The 25,035-nt window shown below is 52.8% G+C and carries 28 protein-coding genes; 20 read left to right on the top strand and 8 right to left on the bottom strand.

The annotated features are described in order from the left end of the window. Window position 1 precedes the first annotated feature (1 nt). A complete protein-coding gene (locus tag AB9F26_RS01985) occupies window positions 2-874 on the top strand; it encodes a 50S ribosomal protein L11 methyltransferase (protein WP_335585322.1) in 873 nt (290 codons plus the stop codon). A gap of 102 nt (window positions 875-976) precedes the next feature. Beyond that, window positions 977-1,327, top strand: coding sequence for a hypothetical protein (locus AB9F26_RS01990; RefSeq protein WP_369755021.1), 351 nt, complete (start codon window positions 977-979; stop codon window positions 1,325-1,327). 165 nt (window positions 1,328-1,492) lie between these two features. Here AB9F26_RS01990 and AB9F26_RS01995 read toward each other — a convergent pair whose 3' ends face one another. Further along, window positions 1,493-1,690 carry a DUF1127 domain-containing protein gene (locus AB9F26_RS01995; RefSeq protein ID WP_369767161.1) on the bottom strand — a complete coding sequence of 66 codons (198 nt, stop codon included), beginning with the start codon at window positions 1,688-1,690 and terminating at the stop codon, window positions 1,493-1,495. Between the two features lie 303 nt (window positions 1,691-1,993). Here AB9F26_RS01995 and ruvC point away from each other — a divergent pair, with 303 nt between their 5' ends. The 17 genes from ruvC to folD all read left to right on the top strand — a co-directional run bounded on the left by ruvC (window position 1,994) and on the right by folD (window position 17,153). Continuing rightward, window positions 1,994-2,515 carry a crossover junction endodeoxyribonuclease RuvC gene (ruvC, locus tag AB9F26_RS02000; RefSeq protein WP_335585325.1) on the top strand — a complete coding sequence of 174 codons (522 nt, stop codon included), beginning with the start codon at window positions 1,994-1,996 and terminating at the stop codon, window positions 2,513-2,515. After that, window positions 2,512-3,195, top strand: a complete 684-nt coding sequence (ruvA, locus tag AB9F26_RS02005) for a Holliday junction branch migration protein RuvA (RefSeq protein ID WP_369767162.1) — start codon at window positions 2,512-2,514, stop codon at window positions 3,193-3,195. The genes ruvC and ruvA overlap by 4 nt, the downstream gene beginning before the upstream one ends. A 3-nt stretch (window positions 3,196-3,198) precedes the next feature. Further along, window positions 3,199-4,236 carry a Holliday junction branch migration DNA helicase RuvB gene (ruvB, locus tag AB9F26_RS02010; RefSeq protein WP_369767163.1) on the top strand — a complete coding sequence of 346 codons (1,038 nt, stop codon included), beginning with the start codon at window positions 3,199-3,201 and terminating at the stop codon, window positions 4,234-4,236. 69 nt (window positions 4,237-4,305) lie between these two features. Further along, window positions 4,306-4,944, top strand: a complete 639-nt coding sequence (locus AB9F26_RS02015) for a hypothetical protein (protein ID WP_335585328.1) — start codon at window positions 4,306-4,308, stop codon at window positions 4,942-4,944. Window positions 4,945-5,001: 57 nt separating this feature from the next. Further along, window positions 5,002-5,394 carry a tol-pal system-associated acyl-CoA thioesterase gene (gene ybgC, locus AB9F26_RS02020; protein WP_039001505.1) on the top strand — a complete coding sequence of 131 codons (393 nt, stop codon included), beginning with the start codon at window positions 5,002-5,004 and terminating at the stop codon, window positions 5,392-5,394. 112 nt (window positions 5,395-5,506) lie between these two features. Beyond that, window positions 5,507-6,202, top strand: coding sequence for a protein TolQ (gene tolQ, locus AB9F26_RS02025; RefSeq protein ID WP_335585329.1), 696 nt, complete (start codon window positions 5,507-5,509; stop codon window positions 6,200-6,202). Window position 6,203: 1 nt separating this feature from the next. Next, window positions 6,204-6,680, top strand: a complete 477-nt coding sequence (tolR, locus tag AB9F26_RS02030) for a protein TolR (RefSeq protein WP_369767164.1) — start codon at window positions 6,204-6,206, stop codon at window positions 6,678-6,680. A 9-nt stretch (window positions 6,681-6,689) separates the two neighbouring features. Continuing rightward, window positions 6,690-7,742, top strand: coding sequence for an energy transducer TonB (locus AB9F26_RS02035; RefSeq protein ID WP_369755018.1), 1,053 nt, complete (start codon window positions 6,690-6,692; stop codon window positions 7,740-7,742). Window positions 7,743-7,744: 2 nt separating this feature from the next. Continuing rightward, entirely contained in the window at window positions 7,745-9,061 is a 1,317-nt protein-coding gene (gene tolB / locus AB9F26_RS02040) for a Tol-Pal system beta propeller repeat protein TolB (protein ID WP_335585332.1), read from the top strand. Between the two features lie 69 nt (window positions 9,062-9,130). Beyond that, a complete protein-coding gene (gene pal, locus AB9F26_RS02045; RefSeq protein WP_335585333.1) occupies window positions 9,131-9,643 on the top strand; it encodes a peptidoglycan-associated lipoprotein Pal in 513 nt (170 codons plus the stop codon). A gap of 3 nt (window positions 9,644-9,646) precedes the next feature. After that, window positions 9,647-10,492, top strand: a complete 846-nt coding sequence (gene ybgF / locus AB9F26_RS02050; RefSeq protein ID WP_369757571.1) for a tol-pal system protein YbgF — start codon at window positions 9,647-9,649, stop codon at window positions 10,490-10,492. Continuing rightward, complete coding sequence (tilS, locus tag AB9F26_RS02055; RefSeq protein WP_369767165.1) at window positions 10,489-11,760, top strand: tRNA lysidine(34) synthetase TilS; 1,272 nt, start codon at window positions 10,489-10,491, stop codon at window positions 11,758-11,760. Before ybgF ends, tilS begins: the two co-directional genes overlap by 4 nt. Window positions 11,761-11,842: 82 nt before the next feature. Then, window positions 11,843-13,765 carry an ATP-dependent zinc metalloprotease FtsH gene (gene ftsH / locus AB9F26_RS02060; protein WP_335585036.1) on the top strand — a complete coding sequence of 641 codons (1,923 nt, stop codon included), beginning with the start codon at window positions 11,843-11,845 and terminating at the stop codon, window positions 13,763-13,765. 67 nt (window positions 13,766-13,832) lie between these two features. Next, window positions 13,833-14,057 (top strand): DUF6500 family protein, encoded by a 225-nt coding sequence (locus AB9F26_RS02065; protein ID WP_335585035.1) that lies wholly within the window; start codon window positions 13,833-13,835, stop codon window positions 14,055-14,057. A 149-nt stretch (window positions 14,058-14,206) separates the two neighbouring features. Further along, a complete protein-coding gene (locus AB9F26_RS02070) occupies window positions 14,207-15,883 on the top strand; it encodes a formate--tetrahydrofolate ligase (protein WP_369767166.1) in 1,677 nt (558 codons plus the stop codon). 60 nt (window positions 15,884-15,943) lie between these two features. Next, window positions 15,944-16,270, top strand: coding sequence for a chorismate mutase (locus AB9F26_RS02075; protein WP_369755011.1), 327 nt, complete (start codon window positions 15,944-15,946; stop codon window positions 16,268-16,270). Continuing rightward, window positions 16,251-17,153, top strand: a complete 903-nt coding sequence (folD, locus tag AB9F26_RS02080) for a bifunctional methylenetetrahydrofolate dehydrogenase/methenyltetrahydrofolate cyclohydrolase FolD (RefSeq protein WP_369755010.1) — start codon at window positions 16,251-16,253, stop codon at window positions 17,151-17,153. The genes AB9F26_RS02075 and folD overlap by 20 nt, the downstream gene beginning before the upstream one ends. On the opposite strand, the gene AB9F26_RS02085 is transcribed toward folD, so the two are convergent. Together AB9F26_RS02085 and AB9F26_RS02090 are read right to left on the bottom strand one after the other, a co-directional pair. Continuing rightward, complete coding sequence (locus AB9F26_RS02085) at window positions 17,150-17,947, bottom strand: crotonase/enoyl-CoA hydratase family protein (RefSeq protein ID WP_369767167.1); 798 nt, start codon at window positions 17,945-17,947, stop codon at window positions 17,150-17,152. The two genes, folD and AB9F26_RS02085, sit on opposite strands and share 4 nt — an antisense overlap. Window positions 17,948-18,034: 87 nt before the next feature. Next, the gene (locus AB9F26_RS02090) at window positions 18,035-19,345 is read right to left on the bottom strand and encodes an ATPase (RefSeq protein WP_039001494.1); all 1,311 of its coding nucleotides are present in this window, start codon (window positions 19,343-19,345) and stop codon (window positions 18,035-18,037) included. A gap of 153 nt (window positions 19,346-19,498) precedes the next feature. On the opposite strand from AB9F26_RS02090, the gene AB9F26_RS02095 reads away from it, so the two are divergent. Beyond that, on the top strand, window positions 19,499-21,175 hold the full coding sequence (locus AB9F26_RS02095) for a hypothetical protein (protein ID WP_369767169.1): 1,677 nt from the start codon (window positions 19,499-19,501) through the stop codon (window positions 21,173-21,175). Here AB9F26_RS02095 and AB9F26_RS02100 read toward each other — a convergent pair. The 5 genes from AB9F26_RS02100 to AB9F26_RS02120 are packed head-to-tail and all read right to left on the bottom strand — an operon-like array spanning window position 21,122 to window position 25,032. Further along, the gene (locus AB9F26_RS02100; RefSeq protein WP_369767170.1) at window positions 21,122-21,625 is read right to left on the bottom strand and encodes a prepilin peptidase; all 504 of its coding nucleotides are present in this window, start codon (window positions 21,623-21,625) and stop codon (window positions 21,122-21,124) included. The two genes, AB9F26_RS02095 and AB9F26_RS02100, sit on opposite strands and share 54 nt — an antisense overlap. A gap of 2 nt (window positions 21,626-21,627) precedes the next feature. Further along, the gene (locus AB9F26_RS02105; protein WP_039001491.1) at window positions 21,628-22,482 is read right to left on the bottom strand and encodes a lipopolysaccharide assembly protein LapB; all 855 of its coding nucleotides are present in this window, start codon (window positions 22,480-22,482) and stop codon (window positions 21,628-21,630) included. Between the two features lie 18 nt (window positions 22,483-22,500). Beyond that, entirely contained in the window at window positions 22,501-23,064 is a 564-nt protein-coding gene (locus AB9F26_RS02110) for a tetratricopeptide repeat protein (protein WP_039001490.1), read from the bottom strand. Between the two features lie 5 nt (window positions 23,065-23,069). Beyond that, window positions 23,070-24,050 carry a type II secretion system F family protein gene (locus AB9F26_RS02115; RefSeq protein ID WP_039001489.1) on the bottom strand — a complete coding sequence of 327 codons (981 nt, stop codon included), beginning with the start codon at window positions 24,048-24,050 and terminating at the stop codon, window positions 23,070-23,072. Between the two features lie 13 nt (window positions 24,051-24,063). Further along, complete coding sequence (locus AB9F26_RS02120; RefSeq protein ID WP_335585028.1) at window positions 24,064-25,032, bottom strand: type II secretion system F family protein; 969 nt, start codon at window positions 25,030-25,032, stop codon at window positions 24,064-24,066. Window positions 25,033-25,035: the final 3 nt, after the last annotated feature.

The following is a 25,035-nucleotide window of genomic DNA, read 5'->3' on the forward strand; positions in this document are numbered from 1 at the left end:
TATGGCCACTTATACCGCACTCACAACGCTCAACGGCAAAGCCGCAGCGACTTCGCTTGGCGAAGCCATGGAGAATATGACGTCTGAACCTACGGGCGTAGGCGTGTTCGAAGTTGAGGACGGGTCTGGTTTTTGGGAAGTTGGGGGCTATTTCACCGAGATGCCCGATGTGACCGAATTAGCATTGCTTGAAACGATGTCGGGTGCAAAACCATTTGTCGTGTCCGAGGTGCCAGACGTCGACTGGGTTGCACATGTGCGTCGCGAGTTGTCGCCCGTTAAGGCGGGCCGCTTTTATGTCTACGGCACCCACGATGCGGATACGGTTCCTGAGGATTCCATTCCTTTGTTGATCGATGCCGCGATGGCCTTCGGAACGGGCCACCACGGCACGACGTTGGGGTGCCTTCGGGCACTGGATGGCTTGGCGAGCGGTGGTTTTGTCGGCAAAAATGTGGCGGATATCGGGTGTGGAACCGCCGTGCTCGCTATGGCCGCCGCGCGCATTTGGCCTAACAGGGTGATGGCGAGCGATATCGATCAAGTTGCGGTCGACGTTGCCATGACCAATGTGCGCTCTAACGACCTTTTGGAGCAGGTGCAGTGTGTCGAGGCTGCGGGCTTTAATCATCCAACACTTGTAGCGAAAGCACCCTATGATTTGGTGTTTGCAAACATCCTCAAGGGCCCTCTTATTGGTCTCGCGCCTGATATGAAGGCTAACATTCAAGCGGGTGGCTATGCGATTCTCTCGGGGATTCTGAACGAGCAGGCAGATTCTGTGGTCGAGGTTTATGCACAGAATGAGTTCAATCTTATCTCTCGCACCGAGATTGTTGAATGGACCACTCTTTTGCTCCAGAAAAAAGGCTGAGGTGAGGGTGAAACTCCCTGATTTTGCCTTATTCGCCTTGATTTTGCCACATTTCACCTTGAGAATAACATTGTTGGTGGGGGCCAACTGACGGAGCCGGATATGGCTGATGCAAATATGCAAGATTTTGCCAAGCGTGTGTCTCGCATTAATAAGCGTAAACACAAGCAGGCCAGAAATGGCTCTACGTTGGTCGTGGACGATGACGGCCTGATTACGACGCGTACGCTCCGCCGTACCCCTCGTTTTCCTTGGCGTGGTGTTTTTCTAACGCTTGCAGTCTTTTTCGTTCTTAAAGGGATGTTGCTTGCGCACCTTGGCGCGGCTACCTACGACGCTCGAGTTGCCAAGCTTGAAGCGGGAACCGCCTTTGAAAAGGTCGGTGCATTCGCCATGGCGGCCGATCCGGTCACCAAAATGACGGCGGAAACTATCGGGAAATACTTAAAGTAATATGTGCCGGATTCGATTGGTGTCTCTCTCGATCCTTCAGTTTTACTTCGAAAAAGCCGCACCATGGCCTCTGGTGCGGCTTTTTCTATTTGAGGAGTCAAAAACGCAAAAAACCCGCGCTATCCTAAAATAGACGCAGGTTCTCACCGTGAGTGTTGTCGTTTTTTAAATGCGTTCGATGTCTTGGCGGCAAAGGCCGATGTCGTCCAATTCGCGGTCGGAAAGTTTTCTCAGTGCATTGCGTGTTGCGCGGGTGTCGTTCCAGTCAGCGAATACTCCGAAAAGAGTTGCGAGGGCGCCGAAAACGCGACCACCAATTGAGGCGCCGTTTGCGATTGTTCCGGAAGAATATGTAACAGCCATGCTAGGCATCCTTTTTTGTGTGTATTGATGATTTCGTTTTATCTTGAATGGCAAATAGGGTTATTAAATCGCCCAAACAAGTGGCGACACCCGCATATCCCGCATGCGTTTTGTGCATAGCTGAAACCTTGGTGGTCCAAAACGGGCGGAAACCCCTGTAAACGCTCCGAAAACGATGTGTCTTCTGGGCATAAAAACAAGGTTCGTGCGGCAATCTCTTGGCAAATGTTCGCGTTTCGTGCTATTGCTGGCCGCAAGCGATAATGGCGGCAAACGCCAAATCCAGAGCAGACAGGATGTAATATGCGTGTATTGGGAATCGATCCCGGTCTTAGGAATCTTGGATGGGGCGTTATTGATGTCACGGGGGTGCGCCTGTCACATGTGGCAAACGGGGTTTGTACGTCGGATGCAAAGGCCGAATTGGCGGAACGTTTATTATCCTTGCACAGCCAGTTGACGCGCGTCCTTAAGCAATACGCCCCAGATACAGCGGCCGTTGAGCAAACCTTTGTGAATAAGGATGGCGCGGGCACCCTTAAATTGGGTCAGGCGCGCGGTATTGCGATGTTGGTTCCTGCGCAAGCGGGTTTGCCCGTTGGCGAATATTCCCCAAACAAAGTAAAGAAAACTGTTGTCGGGGTTGGCCATGCCGACAAAGGGCAGGTTGCGCATATGGTGTCTATGTTGTTGCCGGGATGTGTTCTTGCGGGGCCTGATGCCGCGGATGCTCTTGCGATTGCGATCTGTCATGCTCATCATGCACAATCCGCCAACCATTTGGAAAAAGCAGTGAAACGCGCAGAGCGACAGGGGGCCGCATGATAGGCAAGATTTCAGGGCGTTTGGAATATCGCAGCACCGATCATGTGATGATCGACGTGCGCGGCATTGGATATTTGGTCTATGTTTCTGAGCGTACTTTGGCCGCGATGCCGCAAGTTGGCGAAGCAGTTGCGCTCTATACGGAGCTTTTGGTGCGCGAAGATTTGTTGCAACTTTTTGGCTTCACAAGCTTGGTTGAAAAGGAATGGCATCGTTTGCTTTTGTCTGTGCAAGGAGTTGGGGCTAAGGCGTCCTTGGCGATTTTGGGCGCCCTTGGGCCCGACGGCGTTGGCCGTGCGATTACGCTGGGCGACTGGAACGCCGTTAAAGCCGCGCGAGGCATTGGGCCAAAAACCGCACAGCGTGTTGTTTTGGAACTCAAAGACAAAGCGCCAAGTGTGATGGCACTGGGCGGGTCGTTGTCGATGGCGCAGGGCACCGTTGCACCAGTTGTGGATGTGGACGATGATGTCGTGATCGAGACTCCGACAGCCACTTCATCGGTACCTGTTCGAAATTTTGCTGCGGCGCAATCCGAGGCGCTCTCGGCGCTGACCAATTTGGGGTATAATCCCAGCGAAGCCGCGCGAGGCGTGGCGCAGGCTGCAATGGACACTCCCGACGTTGAAACGCCCGACCTTATTCGCGCAGCGCTGCGCCTGCTTGCTCCGAAGGGCTAGACTATGAGTGATGTGTTCCAACCCGATCCAGACTTGCGGCCAGAAGTACGCCCCGAAGATACGGACCGCGCATTGCGTCCTCAAGTCTTGGAAGATTTTATCGGCCAAGCGGAAGTTCGGGCCAATCTCCGGATTTTTATCGAAAGCGCCAAGCAGCGCGACGAGGCTATGGATCACGTCTTGTTTCACGGCCCCCCCGGTTTGGGAAAAACCACGCTTGCCCAGATTATGGCGCGTGAATTGGGCGTGAATTTCCGCATGACGAGTGGGCCCGTGCTGGCAAAGGCAGGTGATCTTGCGGCCATCCTCACCAATCTTGAGGCAAAAGACGTTTTGTTCATCGATGAAATTCACCGTTTAAATCCAGCGGTTGAGGAGGTTTTGTACCCAGCACTTGAGGATTTCGAGCTTGATTTGGTGATCGGCGAAGGGCCAGCGGCACGTACTGTCCGCATCGAGCTTCAGCCGTTTACGCTTGTCGGGGCGACCACCCGCATGGGGCTTTTGACAACGCCGCTACGCGACCGCTTCGGCATTCCGACGCGTTTGCAATTTTATACCGTCGAGGAATTGCATGAAATTGTGACCCGTGGCGCAAGGCTTTTGCATGTCCCGACAGAACCCGATGGGGCAATGGAGATCGCGCGGCGCGCACGCGGGACACCAAGGATCGCAGGACGGCTTTTGCGCCGCGTTGTGGACTTTGCGCTTGTTGAAAACGGTGGCAAGATTACCCGCAAGCTCGCGGATCATGCACTGACGCGGCTTGGGGTGGATCACCTCGGTTTGGATGGTGCGGATCGTCGCTACCTTAAGCTCGTCGCCGAAAATTATGGTGGGGGGCCAGTAGGCATTGAAACCCTATCGGCGGCGCTGTCTGAAAGTCGCGACAGCTTGGAAGAGGTCATTGAGCCGTTCCTCCTTCAGCAAGGTCTGATTCAGCGCACGCCACGCGGACGGATGCTGGCTCAAAAAGCATGGACCCACCTTGGGCTAAATGCGCCCCTCCCCCCAGGGCAAACGCAAATGTTTGACGACTAAAGCTTGCATTGCTGCCCTTGAAAACATATCCCAATCTCGGTTCAATCCGATGTCAAAGGGAACGATGTGATGACCTCACCTGAAGATATTTCGGCGCTGTTTCAGCGAAACGGTGCTTATGGGTTTTCCCGTTGGGGCAGGCCTATCGCGCCCGTTGTTTTTGGGGTTGAAGACGAAACACTGGCCGTGGTGAAGGGCGCTCTTGAAGCAGTCACCGCGCTTGCGCGGCACGACATTGTGGAAACGGACCCAGAGTTTGGGTCTAACCTGTGGGTGTTTTTCCTACGGGACTGGGACGAACTTAAGGGCGTGCCAGATATGGATGGCCTTATCCCCGAAATGGATGCGCTTTTGCCGCGACTGACCAATGCCAACGCCAATCAGTATCGCTTTTTCAGGTTTGATACCCACGGCGCGATCAAAGCTGGTTTCCTATTTTTGCGAATGGATGAGGCCCTCTCGCAAATTCCAGCCGACGTCCTTTCGCTTGGTCAGATGGTGCAAATGATACTGCTGTGGGGCGATCAGGCTTTTGCCACGGCGTCCCCTTTGGCAATCCACCCTGATACGGGTCACACAGTTTTACGGCCCGAAATCGCGCAGATTATCCAAGCGGGATACGACCCGATCCTTCCCTCCGTCGCAACCGACAGCAGTCATGCGCTTCGCCTTTTTGCACGGATTCCGCCTACGTCTTCAGTTGTCTAATCCATTAAGCGTTGGCATGGTGCATTTTGCCCTGCCGCCAAAACCTGTGAGTGCCGAATGATTCATCGCTTCCCATTGCGCGTTTATTACGAAGACACCGATTTGGCGGGCATTGTATATTATGCGAATTATTTGAAGTTTATCGAGCGCGCACGATCAGAATTCGTCCGCGACCACGGTATTGATCAGGTAAGTTTAAAGGAAGAAAAAGGCGTGGTTTTTGCCGTACGCCGCCTTGAAGCGGATTATCTGGCACCAGCTTTATTTGACGATGTTCTCACGGTCGAAACTTCGTTGGAGGCGGTCACTGGCGCACGGATGGCAATGGCGCAAGACGTTAAGCGTGGCGATACGATTTTATTCACGGCACTTGTAACATTGGTTGCAATTCGCCTGTCGGATGGGGCCCCAACGCGATTACCGGCGGAAATTCGCCACATCGCCTCCTAATTATGCGTCATTTTTGGCGTGCTGTTTGCAAATCATAGCTTTTCCTGTGGGAGTGCTATAAAACATCAACTAATCAGAGCCGGAACACCGGCCTTTATAAACGAGCAGGCATATGGAAACAGATACCCTTGCGATGGCGCAGGAGATTGATTTCTCCTTCATGGCGCTTTTTTTACGTGCAACTTTCACCGTAAAACTTGTGATGATCCTTCTGATTATCGCGTCTTTTTGGTCGTGGGCGATCATTATTCAAAAATCCATTGGATTTAAGCGTGCGCGTGGAGAATCTACCGACTTTGATCAGGCTTTTTGGTCGGGCGAACCTTTGGACGAGCTCTTTGACCAAATCGCAGGCGACCCAAAAGGGTCTTCGCAGAAGATTTTCTCAGCAGGAATGTTAGAGTGGCGGCGGTCGCATCGTCAGGATGGCGGCTTAATCGCAGGCGCGCAGGCACGGATTGACCGCTCCATGGATGTGGCGATTTCAAAGGAAAGCGAATCTCTTACGCATGGTCTGTCGTTCTTGGCTACGGTCGGCGCGACGGCACCTTTTGTTGGGCTTTTTGGTACAGTTTGGGGCATTAAAAACGCCTTTGAGGAAATCGCGATGCAGCAAAGCACGAACCTAGCAGTTGTTGCGCCCGGGATTGCGGAGGCGCTTCTTGCTACCGCACTTGGCCTACTTGCGGCGATTCCAGCGGTTGTGTTTTATAACAAGCTGTCTGCCGATAGCGATCGGATCGTGTCAAGTTATGAAGGTTTTGCAGATGAGTTTGCGACCATTCTAAGCCGTCAGTTGGATAGCTGATATGGGCGCTGGAGTGGTGCAAAGTGGTGGCGGTGGCGGACGACGCGGCCGTCGCGGCCGTGGTCGATCCAAAGCAATGGCGGAAATTAACGTTACTCCGTTTGTGGATGTGATGTTGGTTTTGCTGATCATTTTTATGGTCGCGGCGCCAATGTTGACGGTTGGTGTGCCAGTGGAGTTGCCCAAAACGGCGGCGAAAGCCTTGCCGAGCGAGCAGGAAGAACCCCTGACAATCACCCTGACAGCAGAGGGGCAAGTTGTACTCATGAGTACGGAAATCGCCCGTGAGGACTTGCTCACCAAGCTTATCGCAATTGCGGAAGAGCGTGATGATAACAAGGTGTTTTTGCGTGCAGACGGCAGTATTCCCTATTCAGACGTGGTCCAGATCATGGGTGCGCTGAATGCTGGCGGGTTCAACAATATCGGCCTAGTAACCGAGACGGGCGGGCCCCGTTTGGACGGCAACGACGGATAACGGTACAACGTGAAAACCGGCTTCTATACTTCAGGCACTGCGCATGCAGGCATAATAATATGGCTTCTTTTGGGGGGCCTGTTTTTGCGTGCCGAGGATTCACCTACGCTTGAAAACACACAGGTTTCTCTTTTGACGTCAGAGGAGTTCGCGGCGTTGTCGCCACCCGAGCTTCCGGCCGCAACCGGTGCTCAGCCTAGTCAGCCGGAGGCCGCGACGCCCGATGCACCAGAGCCGGCGGCACCAGACGAACCCATTCAACCCAGCGCGCCAACGGTTGTGGATGATCAGCCCCCATCAACTATTCAATCGCCAGACCCCCTTGTGGTGCCGCTCGCCCCAACGGCACCCACCGCGTCTCCACGGCCATCGCAGCGTGTCGCCCCGCAACCTGTTGTGAATGAAACCCCTGACGCGGCGGTGGATGACATTCCCCAAGAGGCCATAGAATCTGTCGATGAACCGGCGCAAATCCCTGAACCTGCGCCAGAGGTTGAACAAACGACCGCCCCCGAGGAGACAAGTGACCGTATCGTTTCCGAAGCCGTGGCTCCCCCCGCTTCTGCGCCAGCCTCTTCCGCGCGCCCTCCCGCGCGCCCAGAACGGCCAAAACCTACCCCCACGGTTACGCCGACACCGACGACGCCCCCAGCGCCACCGTCCACCCAAAACGCGGATATTATGGCGGCCTTGAATGAAGCAAATGTAGCGCCAGTGACGCAATCCGCTCCAAGTGGTCCCCCCTTATCTGAAGGGGAGAAAGACGCGTTGCGCATCTCGGTTTCCGAATGTTGGAATGTTGGTACGCTATCAAGTGAAGCCTTGCGCACGATTGTAATTGTTGGTTTGGATGTGGGATTGGACGGCAAGCCTGTTAGCAGTTCCCTGCGTATGATTTCGTTTAGTGGCGGTGGACAAGCCGCTGCAAACCAAGCCTTTGAGGCGGCACGTCGCGCAATTATTCGGTGCGGTGCCAAAGGTTTTGATCTTCCGGCCGAAAAATACGATCATTGGAAAGAAATTGAAATTACGTTTGACCCAGAAAAGATGAGGAATAGATGACTATGTTCCGTAAATTAACTATGTTGGTTGCCCTCACTTTTGCGAGCGCAATTACACCCGTTTTGGCAGAACCCCTGCGGATCACAATTGATCAGGGTCAGATTGAGCCCATGCCAATTGCGGTGCCAAACTTCATCGGCGAAAACGCGGCGGCGACGGATATTGCCACGCAAATCAGTCGTGTCGTTGTCAGCGATTTGGAAGGAAGCGCCTTGTTTCGGGAAATCCCGCAAAGCGCGTATATTTCCCAAGTCACTAGTTTCGCCAGCCCGATCCAATATTCGGATTGGCGCGCGATCAACACCCAAGCCCTTGTAACGGGGGCGGTGAGCGTCAACGGATCAAGCCTTACTGTGAAGTTTCGTCTGTTTGATGTCGTAACAGGGCAAGCGCAGGGTGAGGGACTTCAATTCGTTGGCACCACAGATAGTTGGCGTCGGATGGCCCACAAGGTTGCGGATGCCGTCTATAGCCGGATCACGGGTGAAGGTGGATATTTTGACAGTCGCGTTGTTTATGTTGCCGAAAGTGGCCCTAAGGATAACCGTAAAAAACGGCTTGCGGTGATGGATTATGACGGGGCGGGCGTTCAATATTTGACCAATGATTCCTCCTTGGTGCTTGCGCCGCGTTTTTCCCCAACGGGTGATCGCGTCCTTTATACGTCCTATGACTCTGGCTTTCCGAGGATTTACCTTTTGGATGTGGCCACTGTGGGGCGCAGTCTCCTCGAAAGCCAAGAAGGCAGTATGAGTTTCGCACCGCGTTTCTCGCCAGATGGCCAAACGGTCGTCTATTCCCTTTCACGGGGGGGCAATACAGATATTTATTCGCTCAACCTTGCGTCAAGAGTGCCGACACGCCTGACCAATACACCCGCAATTGAAACAGCGCCGAGCTATTCGCCTGACGGGAGCCAGATCGTGTTCGAGAGCGACCGAAGCGGTGGGCAGCAGGTTTATATTATGTCGTCCAACGGCGGTGAAGCGCGCCGGATCAGCAAGGGGTCCGGTCGTTATGGTACGCCGGTGTGGTCTCCGCGTGGTGATTTGATCGCCTTCACCAAGCAAGATGGGGGCCGCTTCCACATTGGTGTTATGCGCACGGATGGCAGCGAAGAGCGGTTGTTAACAACGTCGACTCTTGATGAGGGGCCTACTTGGTCGCCAAACGGGCGTGTGATTATGTTTACCCGCGAAACCTCCGGTGCAAGTGGAACCGCGGCGCTCTATTCCGTGGATGCAACTGGGCGTAACCTTAAACGGATAAGCACCCCAGGGGCGGCAAGTGATCCCGCATGGTCACCGCTGTTGAAATAAGGCGGCGAAGCTGAAATAACGAGGGAAATGCAAAGGGATCCCCTTTGTAAAAACGAAGTGGAACTTCTAATGGTACATATTTCGAAAGTGGTTTTGCTGATTGCAGTCCTTGGGCTCGCGGCATGTAGCAATAAAAATGCAGACGCGTTAGGAAGCGGTGGCTATGGCGACGGTTCAAGCACCAGCGGTGGCTATGGCGATGCAAATGATCCGCGCAGTGTGGCCTATTTCAACACAACGATTGGCGACCGCGTTCTATTTGCCGTGGATCAAAGCACCTTAAGCGAACAGGGGAAAGATATTCTAACGCTTCAAGCCCGTTGGTTGATGGAAAACACGGCCTATACCGCGATCGTACAAGGGCACGCGGACGAACAAGGCACGCGTGAATACAACCTTGCACTTGGCGAGCGTCGTGCAAACGCCGCACAGCAATTCTTGGTGTCACAAGGCGTTTCAAGCAGCCGTCTGCAAGTGGTGAGCTATGGCAAAGAACGCCCAATCGAGATTTGTTCCCAGGAAAGTTGTTACGCGCTCAATCGCCGTTCTGTCACCGTTGTAGCCGCTGGTGCTGGAGTCTAGCGCATGCGGTATCAGATTGGTTTTTCAACATCTCGTAGGGCACTGACAGGTATTGTTGCAGCTTCGTTCCTGAGCTTTGGAATGGGTGGGGTTGCCGCAGCACAGGATCAGACCCTTGCCGACATCCGTCAGGAACTTTCCGTTGTTTATGTAGAAATACAAAAGCTTAAGCGGGAATTGTCCACGACGGGTGGTGCAAATGGTGGCCAGAACAATGGCAGTTTGATTGAGCGAATTGAGACCCTAGAGGCCCAGCTGCAAAGTGTAACCGCACGTTCAGAAGAGATTGAATTGCGGCTTGACCGGGTTGTCACGGATGGCACCAATCGGATTGGGGATTTAGAATTCCGGATTTGTGAGCTTGAACCAAAATGCGACATCGGTAGTTTGACATTGGGCAGCACATTGGGCGGCGATACGTCGGCTGTGAATACGGCTCAGGCACCTACAGATAGCGTGCAATTGGCGGTTGGTGAAGAGGCCGACTTTGCAGCGGCGAAAGCGGCGATGGACGCCGGAAATTTCACTGACGCCGTGGAGAAATTCGACGCTTTCACCACGAACTATCCAGGTAGCAGACTGTCGCAGGAAGCCCATTTTTTACGCGGGACATCCTATGAATCCCTGTCGGAAACCTCTTCAGCCGCGCGGGCTTTTCTGGCCAGTTTCTCCGGCGATCCCAACGGAGCGTTTGCGCCAAAAGCCTTGCTTAAGCTGGGCGTTTCTTTGGGTGCGCTTGGCCAAACAAATGAAGCCTGTTTGATGCTTGGCGAGGTCGAAACACGCTTCCCGTCCTCCGAAATCGTAGGCCAAGCGCAATCATCTTTGAGTGGTTTGGGCTGCAGTTGATCGAACCCGAACTTCACGACAAAGAATTGCAAAAGGCGCTGGCAGAAAAGCTGGCGCCTTTTGTCGGTCGTACCCTTGGGCTCGCAGTTTCGGGTGGTTCGGATTCGAGGGCATTGCTTGAATTAGCTGCGGATTGGGCACGCGAAACCAACGGCGAATTGCTGGTTGCGACGGTTGACCACGGATTGCGTAAAGAGGCGCGAAACGAAGCTAAGTGGGTTGGGGAAATTTGCGCACAACGCGGGATTCCCCATGACATTTTGGTTTGGGACAATTGGGACGGTCAGGGCAATTTGCAAGCACAGGCCCGCCGCGCGCGCTATCATTTAATCGCAGAGTGGGCCGTTGCCGGCGGGGTAGCAACCGTTGCCCTCGGGCATACCGCCGACGACGTCGCCGAGACGTTTTTGATGCGTCTTGCACGTTCCTCTGGTGTCGACGGACTCGCGCGTATGCGGTCGGAGTTTGAGCGAGAAGGAATGCTCTTTACGCGTCCACTCCTATCAATGCGCCGCGAGTCGCTGCGAATGTTTCTTCGGGAACGTGGTGCGACATGGGTCGAGGACCCCTCTAACCAAGATTCCAGATTTGAGCGGGTGAAAATGCGCTCCGTTTTGCGGGAATTGGAAGCCTGCGGGCTAGAAACAAAAAAAATAACGCAGGTAGCAGAAAATTTAAAACAGGCTTCAATCGCATTGAAAACTTACGCGGCCAAGGAAGCCGAAGCAGCGATGAAGGTTGAAGATGGCGACGCGTTGCTCGACTGGGAGCAGCTCAAAAAAATGCCAGAGGACATCCAAAGGCGCTTGCTTATCGGTGCACTTTCTTGGGTTTCTCCATCTGAATACTCTCCACGTTCGCGGGCATTGACGCAAGTATTTGCGCAGCTTACTGACCAAGGAACGAGTACGCTTTCTGGCTGTATTTTGACCTTGAAGTCCAATGAAATAAGGATATTTAGGGAGCTTTCTGCGGTCTCGGAACCCGTTGAGACACATGGAAGTGCCGCGTTTGACTGGGATAATCGTTGGCATATTTCTGGAGGATTTCCAGAACATGCTAGGGTCGGTGCACTCGGCGAGCAGGGCCTCGCTGCTTGCCCCGAGTGGCGTGCATCTGGGCGCAAGAGGCAGTCGCTCCTGTCCTCTCCATCGGTATGGGTCGGCGCAGAACTCGTTGCGGCGCCACTGGCCAAAAAGCACAAATACTTGGTGGCGACACCTCTTCGTGATAAGGAAGATTTGATCAGAATCCTTTTATCGCATTGAAGATTTCGCTGTGATCCTTATTTTAGGTAGGTGACGACGCTCGGATTCTACCGTTCTGTTAATTTTCGTAAGGAGATGTCCCTTGGGCAACGCTCGAAGTTTCGCTTTTTGGATCGTTTTGGGTCTGCTTTTTATTGCATTGTTCCAGCTTTTCAGCGGCAATCAAACGACACTGTCTAGCAGTGAGTACGCCTATTCGGATTTTGCCGTTGCGGTTGAGGCCGGTCAAATCACGCAAGCAAAAGTTGATGGCGAACGCGTCACCTTTGTTGGGCTAGATAATAAAGAGGCTTGGGCGATTATTCCTAAGGACGCTGAAGTTACGAAAATGCTTCTTGATCAAGGCGTCGAAGTAACCGCCGTTTCTCAGGAAGCCTCATCGGTTAGTCGTATCATTTGGCTGTTTGGTCCTGTCATTCTCCTGATTGGTTTCTGGTTCTTTATGATGAACCGTATGCAAGGTGGCGGCAAAGGCGGCGCGATGGGCTTTGGCAAATCCAAGGCCAAAATGCTGACCGAGAAATCAGGCCGAGTAACATTTGATGATGTTGCAGGTATTGACGAAGCTAAGGAAGAGCTCGAAGAAATCGTAGAATTCCTGCGAAATCCACAAAAATTTAGCCGCTTGGGTGGTAAAATTCCTAAAGGTGCTTTGCTTGTGGGCCCTCCAGGTACCGGTAAAACACTGCTAGCGCGTGCGATTGCGGGCGAAGCGGGTGTGCCTTTCTTCACCATTTCGGGTTCTGATTTTGTTGAGATGTTTGTCGGCGTGGGCGCAAGCCGCGTGCGCGACATGTTTGAACAGGCCAAAAAGAACGCACCTTGTATTGTGTTTATTGACGAAATTGACGCGGTTGGGCGCCATCGTGGTTCCGGCCATGGCGGCGGCAATGACGAGCGCGAGCAAACTCTCAACCAACTTCTGGTCGAGATGGATGGCTTTGAAAGCAACGAAGGTGTGATCCTTCTTGCCGCGACAAACCGTGCCGATGTTCTGGACAAAGCACTAACACGCCCCGGTCGTTTTGACCGCCAAGTTCAAGTTCCAAATCCAGATATCAAAGGTCGCGAGAAAATTCTGAATGTTCACGCTGCTAAAGTCCCTGTTGGCCCCGACGTTGATCTGCGGATCATTGCGCGCGGTACTCCAGGTTTCTCTGGGGCGGACCTTGCGAACCTTGTGAATGAGAGTGCCTTGATGGCCGCGCGCATTGGGCGCAATTTTGTGACCATGCATGATTTTGAAATGGCCAAAGACAAAGTTATGATGGGCGCGGAGCGTCGCAGCATGGTTCTGACGGCGGATCAAAAAGAAAAAACGGCCTATCACGAGGCTGGCCACGCGATCGTGGGGATTACGTTGCCGAAATGTGATCCGGTTTACAAGGCCACAATTATTCCACGTGGTGGCGCTTTGGGCATGGTGATGAGTCTTCCCGAAATGGACCGTCTGCAAATGTTTAAGGACGAAGCCAAGCAACGCATTGCCATGACGATGGCAGGGAAAGCCGCCGAGATTTTCAAATACGGCGCGGATAGTGTTTCCAGCGGTCCCGTAGGCGACATCATGCAGGCGACAGCTTTGGCGCGCGCCATGGTCATGCGCTATGGCATGTCCGATAAAGTGGGCAATATCGACTATCAGGAGGCGGCAAATGGGTATGATTCCATGGGCGGTGTCGGCGGGTTCTCGGTTTCTGCGGCAACAAAAGAATTGATCGAAAGCGAAGTTAAAGTGCTGATCGATGAGGGCTATGCCACTGCGGTGCGTATTATCGAAGAGCGCGCCGAAGATTTTGAACGTTTGGCGCAAGGGTTGCTTGAGTACGAAACCCTAACGGGTGAGGAAATCGCCCGCGTTGTGCGCGGCGAGTCACCTCATGTGAGCGACGACAATGATGACAAGTCGGACAAAGGTTCCAAGCCAAGTTTGACAGCAGTTCCAAAAACGAAACCGAAAAAGCCAAAGTTGGACGGTGGTATGGAGCCAGAGCCATCAGCTTAGTTTTTCACCCATAAGATTTTAAACGCCACGGGAATTCTCGTGGCGTTTTTTTTGGAAAGAACACTTTATGCACGCCGGCCTACGCGCAAAAATTATCACAGTTTGCACCCAAAAAATTGCGCAAAAGGGCGAAGGCGTCGGCCTATCGTTCTATGCATTTTTCGCCAATCGAAATGACGACCCTGTCAGATTGATGGAGGCCGCGACGTGGTGGATTGAAACTCACAAGCTGGATCATTTTGAAAAAGCGACAAAAATTCTGGCCATGGCGATCGCAGAATCCGAAGCGTGAGCGAAGCTTTCTTCCACTCAATGGCCCCAATCTTTCCCATGTGAAACAAATCACGGCGCTTTCTATGGGGGATATGTCGGAATTGCGCCTGTGGCACCGGTTCTGGCAAGGTATAGCAGTTGTGAAGCACCCTTGAACCAGAGGCCATAATGACTTTCAAAACCGACATTCAGATTGCACGCGAAGCCAACAAGAAACCAATACAGGAAATTGGCGAAAAACTTGGCATTCCAACAGATCATCTTTTGCCTTTCGGTCATGACAAAGCCAAGGTCAGCGCCGACTTCATCAAAGGCCTCAAGGGTAAAACTGACGGCAAACTCATCCTTGTGACCGCGATTAATCCGACTCCGGCGGGCGAAGGTAAAACCACAACGACCGTTGGCTTGGGGGATGGCCTCAATCGTATCGGAAAGAAAACCGCAATCTGTATTCGCGAGGCATCGCTGGGTCCGTGCTTTGGGATGAAGGGTGGCGCCGCCGGTGGTGGCTATGCGCAGGTTATACCAATGGAGGATATGAACCTCCATTTTACGGGCGATTTCCATGCCATAACGTCGGCCCACAACCTGTTGGCGGCCATGATCGACAACCATATCTATTGGGGCAACGAACTTGAAATCGACGAGCGTCGTGTGGTTTGGCGCCGCGTTCTCGATATGAATGACCGTGCCCTACGCGACACCGTGACGTCATTGGGTGGGATTGCGAACGGTTTCCCACGCCAAACAGGTTTTGACATTACGGTGGCGTCCGAAGTCATGGCGATCTTGTGTTTGGCCACGGATTTGAAGGATCTCGAAAAACGTCTTGGGGATATTATTGTCGCTTATCGTCGGGATCGCACACCCGTTTACGCACGGGATCTTAAGGCGGATGGGGCGATGACCGTGTTGTTGCAACAAGCGATGCAACCCAACATTGTTCAAACGCTCGAAAACAATCCAGCCTTTGTTCATGGTGGCCCGTTTGCGAATATTGCACATGGCTGTAACTCGGTTATCGCCACCACTACGGCCCTAAAACTGGCCGATTATGTTGTGACAGAAGCTGGATTCGGCGCGGACCTAGGTGCCGAAAAGTTCATGAATATCAAATGTCGCAAGGCGGGCATTGCGCCTGATTGCGTCGTATTGGTCGCCACTGTGCGCGCCATGAAAATGAATGGGGGCGTCGCCAAAGGCGATCTTGGCGCGGAAAACGTCGAGGCTGTGGAGCATGGCTGTGCGAACCTAGGACGCCATATTGGCAACATGAAATCCTTTGGGGTGCCCGTCGTCGTTGCAATCAACCATTTCACAAGCGACACAGACGCTGAAATCCAAGCGGTCAAAGACTATGTCGCGTCACAAGGTTCTGAAGCGATTCTCTGTAAGCATTGGGAAAAGGGCTCTGCGGGAATCACAGAACTGGCAACGCGTGTCGCAGAGATTGCGGATGCAGGTATCAGCCAATTTGCGCCACTATATCCCGACGACCTTCCACTGTTTGAAAAAATTGAACGGATTGCAAAGTCAATTTACCGTGCCGACGAAGTCCTTGCGGATAAGAAAATTCGAGATCAACTGCGCACATGGGAGGATGCTGGATACGGCCATCTCCCCATTTGTATGGCAAAAACGCAGTATAGTTTCTCAACCGACCCAGATTTGCGCGGCGCACCCGTTGGGCATTCTGTGCCAGTACGAGAAGTTCGGCTTGCGGCGGGAGCTGGGTTCATTGTCGCGATTTGCGGGGAGATCATGACGATGCCGGGTCTGCCGCGCGTGCCGTCCGCAGAGACCATAAAACTCAATCCCCAAGGCGAAATTGAAGGGTTGTTTTAGACGCATTGAGGGCGGGCGCGTATTGGCGTATGAGAAGGCGACCTAAACTATGGAATGCCCATGCGCGACCCAGAAAACTGTAAAAACATGATGGAATTGCGCGTCGAAATCGATGCGCTGGACCGTGAATTGGTCTCGAAACTGGCGTTACGGTTGAAGTATATCGACCGTGCCGCCGAGATCAAAATGCGTGATGGCCTGCCGGCAAACATCCCCGCTCGAGTCGAAGATGTCGTTGAAAAAGTCACGTCACAGGCTCGGATTGTCGGCCTTGCACCAGCACTCGCAGAATCCATATGGCGCGAAATGATCGGGTTTTCGATTGCCCGTGAAGAAGCCGTTCTAAACTCACCCAAGGAGAGCCCCGATGACAGCAACGTTGATTGATGGCAAAGCATTTGCAGCCAAAGTGCGTCAGAAAGTGGCCACCCACGTAACCCGATTGCGCGATGAAAATGGCATTACACCAGGGCTGGCTGTTGTGTTGGTAGGTGAAGACGCTGCGAGCCAGGTTTATGTTCGCGCAAAGGGAAAAATGACAACCGAAGTTGGCATGAATTCGTTTGAACACAAGTTGGAAGCGGATACCTCTGAAGGCGATTTGTTGGCGCTGATTGCGAAGCTAAATGCCGATCCTAGCGTGAATGGCATTTTGGTCCAGTTGCCGCTTCCTGCGCATTTAAACGAGGATTTGGTGGTCAATTCCATCGATCCTGCCAAAGACGTTGATGGGTTTCATATTTCCAATGTTGGGCGCTTGGGGACAGGACAAAAGTCTATGGTGCCTTGTACGCCGCTCGGCTGTTTGATGATGTTGCGCGAGTTTCATGGTACGCTTTCCGGTTTGAATGCTGTGGTCATTGGGCGCTCAAATATTGTGGGCAAGCCTATGGCAAGTCTGCTTCTTGGGGATAGCTGTACGGTCACAATCGCCCACAGTCGCACGAAGGATTTACCAAGTGTCGTCCGTGCTGCGGACATCGTTGTGGCCGCCGTTGGGCGGCCAGCGATGGTAACGGGGGATTGGATTAAGAAGGGCGCAACTGTGATTGATGTGGGGATTAACCGCATTCCCGCCCCTGAAAAAGGCGAGGGCAAGACACGGCTTGTTGGCGACGTGGATTTCGCGTCGGTCAAGGAAGTTGCTGGCGCTATTACACCGGTTCCGGGGGGTGTTGGCCCCATGACGATTGCATGCTTGTTGGCGAACACACTGACAGCAACCTGCCGCGCGAACGGGCTAGCTGAACCTGAGGGGCTGACGGCTTAGACGGGGTCTTTATAGTTCATTTTTCGCCCCTCTAATCCAGCCATGATGGCCTCCATCTGGTTGGGTGTACCTAAGAGTTTTGCTTGTGCTACAGATTCCGCCATGAGTACGTCAGGTACACTCGCATGTTCGATTTCTGCAATTAGCCCCTTCGCAACGCGGATGGCATCGGGGTTTTTGGTTGCAATATCACAAGCGATCTCAAGTGCGCGGGCTTTTGGATCACCGTTGATTTCGGTGATAAATCCTGCGTTCAATGCGGCATCGCCACTAAAAACTTCTGCGGAATATATGTACTTCCGGATAAGGTCGTCGCGGGCCAGTTGCGGCATGAGGGCCATGCCTCCCATGTCGGGAACAAGCCCCCATTTGCCCTCGCGGATCGAAAACTTACTGTCTGGCCGTGCGATCCGCATGTCTGCGCCGAGCATAATTTGAAAGCCGCCGCCATAAACGTGCCCATGCACTGCGGCGATCACGGGCATCGGTAAGTCGCGCCAAACCATTGTTGCGCGTTGGAAAAGGTTGCTTTCTCCATGCGTACGCGCCGTAATGCCACCGATTTTGGACATTTGCACAACGAGCGTACCAAATGTGGATGTATCAAGGCCTGCACAGAAGGACGGGCCGTCGCCGCATAAGACAACCGCGCGGATGTCTTTGCGGTCCATCAATGCTTCACCCGTTTCGACAATAGCTTGGATCATTTCCAGATCAAGCGCGTTGCGTTTTTCTGGACGACAGAGCGCAACAATCGCGACAGGCCCATCAATCGATAGGGATACACGTTTCATTATAGCATTCTCCTTTGACATTCAGGGAGAAGATTGCCGTGGTTTCAACCTTTTTCCAAGCCCTTCCGCGAGGGAAGGGCCAAGCTGTTAGTGAATAATCGCCTCGTCTTTTACGAACATATTGGCCCATGCGCGGTCGATCAGGTCGGGGGACATCTGATAGGGTATCCCCTCAAACTCGCAAATCGCGATCATTTGGTCGATCAGGAAGATAGGCTGATAGTTGGCATAAACGTTGTCGATTTCGGGATATTTCTTTTTCAACAAATGCACCAATGCGGCTTCATCAAGAGGCATCTTACGGCGACGTGCCATCATGGCAAAAATCTTGATGTAATCTTCTTGGTCGGGACCATCAATTTTGATTTTAAAGAAGATCCGGCGCAGAGCCGCTCTATCGAAAATCTCGTTCGGGTGGAAGTTGGTTGAGAAAATGACCAGCGTGTCGAAGGGAACCTCAAATTTTTCGCCCGATTGTAGAGATAGGATATCTTTGCCCTCTTCAAGCGGCACAATCCAACGGTTGATGAGAGCCTGTGGTGACTCCTCTTGGCGTCCAAGGTCGTCCACAATAAAGACGCCGCCCGTGGATTTAAGCTGGAGAGGCGCTTGATAGGTGCGGGAAGTTGGGTTGTAGACAAGGTTGAGCATGGAGAGAGACAACTCGCCACCGGTGATAACCGTGGGGCGCTCGCACCGCACATAGCGTGTGTCAAAACGGTTGGAGGCACGTCGCAGCGAGTTTGGATCCTCCTCCTGCGCTTCTGCAGCACTGTGCACAATCGGGTCATAGACCGTGATCACCTGACCGGCATATTCAATGGCGCGCGGTACGAAAATTTTGTCGCCAAGCGCGTCGCGAATCCCGTTCGAAATCGAGGACTTCCCGTTGCCAGGAGGGCCATACATCAGGATTGAGCGCCCAGAACTCACCGCAGGCCCTAGTTGATCAAGGAGCGTTGGCGGTAGGATCAAATGCCCCATTGCGCCGTTCAGTTGCGCCCTGTTGATCATGATATTCCTGATCGATTGGCGTTTGACCTGTTCCTGATAGACCGCGAGGGGGACCGGCATGGCGCCATAATATTCGGACTGGCTTAGAGCATCTAAGGCACGTGCTTTACCCTGATCGGTTAGTTGGTAGCCCATTTCATTGCCCGAGTTGGCGTGAAGGGTCCCTGTCGCTTCAAGTAAGCGTTGCTCGCGGGCCATATCCACCAATTCTTGGGTGACGGGCATTGGGAGGCACACAGCCTTGGCAATTTCAGACACCATTTCGATATTCTGCCGAAACAGCGTTTTCAGAAGTATGTCGCGCATCATCACAGGCGAGAGGTTCATCTCGTTGAGACGTTTTGGGGCGGGGGGGGCAACAACACCCGTGGATTCATAAGACATTTGAAATACCTGTTTGTTTGCCAATTGGTTAGAACTGCTCTTTTTGTGGTGATTCTACCGCGCTTTGTAGGAATGACCACAAAAATCGCGCAGGAGGTTTTGCAAGACGTATGGTCTGCAGCTAGTGTTGCTTAAAAGTTAACGCAGGCACCCATGAAACAAATTAATTCAATTCTCCTTTTTACGATTTTATTCGCAGCCACAATTGTCTTTTCAGGCCTGACCCTTGCCAAGGGGGGCATGTATTTGGGGAAGCACGAATCCGACATCCTCCATCTCTTGGATATTTTACAGCGATTAAGATTGGGTGGGGAAATTCACACTGATATTCAAACGCCCATCGGGGTTTTTGCGTTCGCGCCGGTACTTTGGGTGGCTAATTTTGACGTTGGTTTTGGGATGAGCTTCGCAATCGTTCAATTGGGGCTCGCACTTTGTTTGTTACCCGCTCTTGTTTGGATTGGCGTTTCGCGACTTGGGCCGGTTGGCGCGGTGTTTTTTGGCGTGAGTATCCTTGCGATTGCGACCTCGATGGTTGGCGGGCAAACCGATACATCCTCCTCTATATCGGTGCATTACAACCGGTGGGCTTGGGCCCTTGCCCTGACAGGTCTTGCTCTTGCTGTTTTGATGCCGCGCATACCCTCGCCTAGAGCGAGCATGTTTGAAGGGGCGGTCATTGGGGTCATTATGGCCGTTTTGGCGCTCTTGAAGGTTACGTTTTTTCTGGGGTTCGCCATACCTGTAGTGGTTGGCCTTCTTTTGCACAAAAACAAAAAGGGCCTCGGCGTTGCCATTTTGGCTGGCCTCGGTGTCGTTGCGGCGACAACCTTGATGATGGGGGCCACATTTTGGGGTGCCTATTTTGATGATTTGATGCGGGTCGCCACGTCTAAAAATCGGCCGTTTCCCGGTGAAAGTCTTATGACTCTTGTGACCGCTCCGCAGTATTTGGCAACGTCAATTGTGGCATTTATAGCCTGCGTTACGCTTCGGCAGTCAGGGCAAGGCAAAGCGGCCCTTCTCCTTCTGATTTGCTTGCCGGGCTTCTATTACATCACTTTCCAGAATTTCGGTAATGATCCGATTTGGCTCATTTTCCTCATGGCTTTCCTTATGGCCAACCGTCCGGATCGGGATTTACGCAATGGAATGGGCTGGAGTATGCGAGGGGTGGCGGCGATTATGTCTGGCGCAGCGCTTGCAATTGTTGCCCCTGTTTATCTGAACATCCTGACGAGTAGCTTGCACCATTACGCCGTAAACACAGCCTCCTACGCACCCTTTCTTCCGATTGTCGCTGCGGACATTCAGACAGCAAATATCCGAAGCCAATCCGTTTCAACCCTTCAGAGGGTGGATGGCGGTGCGAGTGGCCTTGAAGGGTTTGTTTCGGAGCCTCTTGAAAGGGAACCACGCATGTTAGGTGGGATAGTGTTCCCCGAGTGTCAGAACCAAACGGGTGTGGTCGCGACAGTTCATGCGATTTCGGGTGCGATTTCCCAGATTATTCCCGCGAAGGGCGGGGCACTTTATGTGGCCGACGTGATTTCGGCGCATTGGATCGAAGCGGGGATGACGCCCGCCAAAGGTTCGGCACCGTGGTACTATGGTGGGCTTCCGGGGTTTGAGAACGCTGAGTTCCTTCTTGTTCCCAAATGCCCCGCGCTTCTGTCGGTACGCAATGCCATGCTCGCGGAAATCCAAGCCCACGAGAAGGTTTTGTTGACGCCCTTGGATGAAACGCCGCTTTATGGGTTCTTTCGGATCGACGTCTTAGACGTTGAAAAAAGCAGCAAGTACGAGGTAGAGCGCGAGCAAAAATCCTAGAGAGATCCCCGCAGGGAACTCTTTTTTGCGATGCCAACTTTCCCATTCGGGCGCGAGTTTTTTCGCCAAAGGCGAAGCACGCACAAGCCGGTGCGCAACAAATCCGACGAGCAAACAGGTTGCGAGTAAAATCGTAAATTTCGGGATATCCGCTCGCGCAACGAAAGGGGAAATCGCGGCGAATACCTTTGCGTCTCCTGCGCCCACTAAACCTATGCTTGCGGCAACAAAGCCCACGACGAGCATAACAAGCCCCTGCATCCATCCGGAAAAATAGACATCTAAAGGGAGGGCGAAAAAGCCGATAACCGCGTAGATCGCGACCAACGCTAGGACGGCTGTATTGCGAATTTTCATGTACTTTAGATCGCTAAACATGACCCAAACACAAATGGGCAGGACGAAAGGCAAGAAGACTTTCGCCGCGCTAGCGGAAAGTGCTAAATCCAAAGTTAAGCGCCGCCTTCAAGGGCAGTCAGGGATCGAACCGCAGCTTCGAAGTGCTGAGGATGGGTATCAATCGATTCCTTGAGGAGACCTTTGCCGGTAGCCACATCCCCTTGCTTGACGGCGGTAAGGGCCATCGTGTGAAGCAACAAAGCACGTTCTTCTTGGGTCATGGGGACAATAGGCATTTCGTAATTGCGCTGTGCGCCCCGAGCCAATACCAGATTATTTTTGGCAGTAAACAGTTTGGTGTCATAGGAAATTGACTCGCCAAAGAGCTTTTCGGCCCGTGCGTAATTCCCACGGGTCAGCATTGAGTAGCCCCAGTTATTCAAAACATTTGCCGGTGTCGTTGTCAGTCCTACCGCGGTTTCATAGTAACTATCCGCTTTGGTCCACTCTTTGTTCGAGTCCGCGACCATAGCTTCGAGGCGATACCGTTTAAAAGTTTCGACTGTGGGGGAGACTTGATCCAGCACAACTTCGGCTTCATCCCACTTATTGGATCGGATCAGCGCGTCAGCGTAATCAACCTGATCGGTGCTTGTCCCTTCACTGCTTGCAACAACGGTTTTCCAGCTGCTCAAAGATTCATCGGGTTTCTTGGCACGCACCAAAGACACCGCAAGGCCCCGATGGAAATCCATCCGACTGGGGTCGCTGAGGACGGCTTTTTTGTAATAGAGAACGCCTTCATTTGGATCTGCAACCGTCAACATGATGTCGTTCAGGTTGCTCTCGTCAATGACGTTAATGTCTTTTATCGCACGTTTGACATCGGCTGAATTCGACGAGTCTTCACAGGCGGCAAGAGCTATTGCACTGCTCAAGCACAGCGTTAGAAAAATTGGATGGCGCATTTTTGCGTCCTTTACTGCTCAATTCTCTCGTGGAGTCGCGAGGAGTAAATAGCTGCTGCTACCACGCCGAACCAACTCGTAATTACTTACATCTTCTTCAGCATAGGTCGTATTGTCAATTTTTTCGAGCGCTAAGCGAAGATTTTTGCGGATTGAGTCGCTTTCGCCACTATCCAAGGCATAAGCCGTTTGGAATACGCGGCTGGCTTCACCCGTTTGGCCAGTTTCCATCAAGACAACCCCGAGGTTATTCCATGCAGGAACGAAAGTGGGGTCCTTCTTCACAGCTTGTCGCAACAGTTTTTCAGATTGTCCTAGTCGACCAAGACGCAGGTTCACCGAACCAAGCGCGCTGAGCACATCTATGGTCATTCCCTGCTCGGAGGCGGCGCGTAAATAGGCTTTGAGGGCGAGTTCATATTCGCCAGCTTCCATCAATCGGTGTCCTACGAGAAGGCCATCTACGCCGTTTTCGGAGCTAACACCGGGAGCGAGAGTACCATTCACGCCAGAACCGCCCGTGGGATCACAGGCGGTTAAGAAGAGACTGGCAAAGAGGAGAACAAATTTCGTGGCTGTCATGCCACCTAGAGTCCCGCACTTCCTAGTGTTGTGGCAATACCATAAACCGATGGGCCAATAAGAATTATCAATAGTGGCGGAACTGTCAGCATCATCGTGGCCAAAGTCATTTTTGTTGGCAATTTGTTGGCCTTTTCTTCGGCCCGCATCACCCGTTTGTCGCGCATTTCTTCAGCATAGACACGGAGCGCATCGGAAATGGATGTCCCGAAGGTCTGGGACTGATTCAAAACGGTCACAAAACTACGTACGTCTTGCACACCACAGCGTTCGGCCATGTCGTTGAGAACCTGCACCTTGTCCTTACCCGCTTTGGATTCGTGGGCAACGATGGCAAACTCATCGGCCAAATCTGGAAATCCTGCGCGGATTTCTTCACTTACGCGGAGGATGGATTGGTCCATGGATTGCCCCGCCTCGACGCAGACGAGCATCAAGTCGAGGGAGTCAGGAAAGCCGTTGATGATCGCCTCTTGGCGCATTTGGAGACGACGGTTTACCCAGTATTTTGGGGCCATATAACCGATAATTCCGGGAAGGAGGATGCTCATCATCGACGATTGCAGGCCCGCATCTTCTGAACCTGATTGGGTCAAAGTATAGATGGCCCCAAGGATAAGCGCCAAAATACCCAATGCGAATTGTGCAAAATGATAGGTGCGCACCGAGGTTTTATCGCGATAGCCAGCCTGTAAAAGTTTCAAGCGCACAGCGGAGTATTCTTCTTCGTCTTGTGGCTCCAAGAAGTTGGAATATTTTTCCAACTTGTCGTTCTTGCCCGACCGCAAGGCTTGCGTTTTGCCTTGCTCACCATTGGTCCGTGTCTGGCGCAGCTTGTCCAATGGGTCGACCGTCTTGCGCATTAAGAACGGAAGGGTGCCCAAAATGAGGAGAATTCCGAGGGCGCCCGCAATAATCGCAAGCCCGACAGTGACATCCCCAAAGTTGTCGATCAGCATTGTTTTGAAAGTATCAATAAGTCCCATGATGTGCTCCGATCTAAACTTTGATGTTCACAAGCGATCTCATTACGAAAATGTTCGCCGTGAGGAAGCCAGCCACAACGAGGCAAGCGGGGATAAAGACAGAGGTTTCTTTCACGCCGTCATAGTAATCTGGCTGAAGGACGCTGATGCCAACAAGGGCCAAAAGCGGGAAGCCGGAGAGGAACATACCAGACCATTTAGCCTCTGCGGTAATCGCATTCACGCGGCGGAAAAGTTTGAAACGCGCCCGGATAACTTTTGCCAACCCGTCCAGAATTTCGGCCAAGTTACCACCTGATACCTGCTGGATTGTCACGGCAACCGCTAGGAAGCGTAAATCCTGCATATCCATGCGCTCGGCCAAGTGTTTTAGCGCTTCGCCAACGTCGCGACCATAGGCATTTTCATCGGCAATGACGCCCATTTCGGTTCCCAAGGGATCGGCAACTTCTTTTGCGACAATGGAAATTGCAGACGAAAAGGGGTGCCCAACACGCAGGGAGCGCACCATCAACTCAACTGCGTCAGGCAGTTGCTCTTCGAGCAGTGCCATACGTTTTTTGGCTTTGCCATTCACCCACATAAAAACGGCGGTGATACCCATCAAGATTGCGAGTCCAACGCGAATTGGCGCGGAAGCCCCCGTGGCGATTGTCAGGCCGAGGAAGGCTACGCCCGCCATCCCGACCATCACGAGAATGAGCTGTGCGGGTGAAAAGGCGATGTTCGCTTTTTGCGCCTTAACAGCCAACAGTGAATAGAGAGGAATGCCGCGCGATTTGAGGTGTTGCCCCATTTCCTTGCGAAGTTGTTCGAGAACTTGTTCCCGCCCGCCGCCTTTTTCCAGCATATCAAGGCGTCGGTTTACGCGACTGTTCAAGCTAATGGATTTGCCAAAAACCGTCAGGTAGATCCCTTCAACAAGGACCAATACCGATACGAAAATGAGGACGTAAATCAGAGGGGCTGCACTGATAATCATAAC

The sequence above is a fragment of the Falsihalocynthiibacter sp. BN13B15 genome, assembly GCF_041205415.1.
Classification (GTDB): domain Bacteria; phylum Pseudomonadota; class Alphaproteobacteria; order Rhodobacterales; family Rhodobacteraceae; genus Falsihalocynthiibacter; species Falsihalocynthiibacter arcticus.

Excerpts from the sequence above, each read along its gene's own strand:
- folD (WP_369755010.1), top strand. The coding sequence starts at position 16,251 with ATGACAGCAACGTTGATTGATGGCAAAGCATTTGCAGCCAAAGTGCGT.
- ruvB (WP_369767163.1), top strand. The coding sequence starts at position 3,199 with ATGAGTGATGTGTTCCAACCCGATCCAGACTTGCGGCCAGAAGTACGC.
- tolB (WP_335585332.1), top strand. The coding sequence starts at position 7,745 with ATGTTCCGTAAATTAACTATGTTGGTTGCCCTCACTTTTGCGAGCGCA.
- AB9F26_RS02120 (WP_335585028.1), bottom strand. The coding sequence starts at position 25,032 with ATGATTATCAGTGCAGCCCCTCTGATTTACGTCCTCATTTTCGTATCG.
- AB9F26_RS02090 (WP_039001494.1), bottom strand. The coding sequence starts at position 19,345 with ATGTCTTATGAATCCACGGGTGTTGTTGCCCCCCCCGCCCCAAAACGT.
- AB9F26_RS01995 (WP_369767161.1), bottom strand. The coding sequence starts at position 1,690 with ATGGCTGTTACATATTCTTCCGGAACAATCGCAAACGGCGCCTCAATT.
- AB9F26_RS01985 (WP_335585322.1), top strand. The coding sequence starts at position 2 with ATGGCCACTTATACCGCACTCACAACGCTCAACGGCAAAGCCGCAGCG.
- ybgC (WP_039001505.1), top strand. The coding sequence starts at position 5,002 with ATGATTCATCGCTTCCCATTGCGCGTTTATTACGAAGACACCGATTTG.
- AB9F26_RS02075 (WP_369755011.1), top strand. The coding sequence starts at position 15,944 with ATGCGCGACCCAGAAAACTGTAAAAACATGATGGAATTGCGCGTCGAA.
- AB9F26_RS02110 (WP_039001490.1), bottom strand. The coding sequence starts at position 23,064 with ATGACAGCCACGAAATTTGTTCTCCTCTTTGCCAGTCTCTTCTTAACC.
- AB9F26_RS02105 (WP_039001491.1), bottom strand. The coding sequence starts at position 22,482 with ATGCGCCATCCAATTTTTCTAACGCTGTGCTTGAGCAGTGCAATAGCT.
- tolQ (WP_335585329.1), top strand. The coding sequence starts at position 5,507 with ATGGAAACAGATACCCTTGCGATGGCGCAGGAGATTGATTTCTCCTTC.
- AB9F26_RS02015 (WP_335585328.1), top strand. The coding sequence starts at position 4,306 with ATGACCTCACCTGAAGATATTTCGGCGCTGTTTCAGCGAAACGGTGCT.
- ruvC (WP_335585325.1), top strand. The coding sequence starts at position 1,994 with ATGCGTGTATTGGGAATCGATCCCGGTCTTAGGAATCTTGGATGGGGC.
- AB9F26_RS02065 (WP_335585035.1), top strand. The coding sequence starts at position 13,833 with ATGCACGCCGGCCTACGCGCAAAAATTATCACAGTTTGCACCCAAAAA.
- AB9F26_RS02095 (WP_369767169.1), top strand. The coding sequence starts at position 19,499 with ATGAAACAAATTAATTCAATTCTCCTTTTTACGATTTTATTCGCAGCC.
- ruvA (WP_369767162.1), top strand. The coding sequence starts at position 2,512 with ATGATAGGCAAGATTTCAGGGCGTTTGGAATATCGCAGCACCGATCAT.
- tolR (WP_369767164.1), top strand. The coding sequence starts at position 6,204 with ATGGGCGCTGGAGTGGTGCAAAGTGGTGGCGGTGGCGGACGACGCGGC.
- AB9F26_RS02115 (WP_039001489.1), bottom strand. The coding sequence starts at position 24,050 with ATGGGACTTATTGATACTTTCAAAACAATGCTGATCGACAACTTTGGG.
- pal (WP_335585333.1), top strand. The coding sequence starts at position 9,131 with ATGGTACATATTTCGAAAGTGGTTTTGCTGATTGCAGTCCTTGGGCTC.
- AB9F26_RS01990 (WP_369755021.1), top strand. The coding sequence starts at position 977 with ATGGCTGATGCAAATATGCAAGATTTTGCCAAGCGTGTGTCTCGCATT.
- AB9F26_RS02085 (WP_369767167.1), bottom strand. The coding sequence starts at position 17,947 with ATGAAACGTGTATCCCTATCGATTGATGGGCCTGTCGCGATTGTTGCG.
- AB9F26_RS02070 (WP_369767166.1), top strand. The coding sequence starts at position 14,207 with ATGACTTTCAAAACCGACATTCAGATTGCACGCGAAGCCAACAAGAAA.
- ybgF (WP_369757571.1), top strand. The coding sequence starts at position 9,647 with ATGCGGTATCAGATTGGTTTTTCAACATCTCGTAGGGCACTGACAGGT.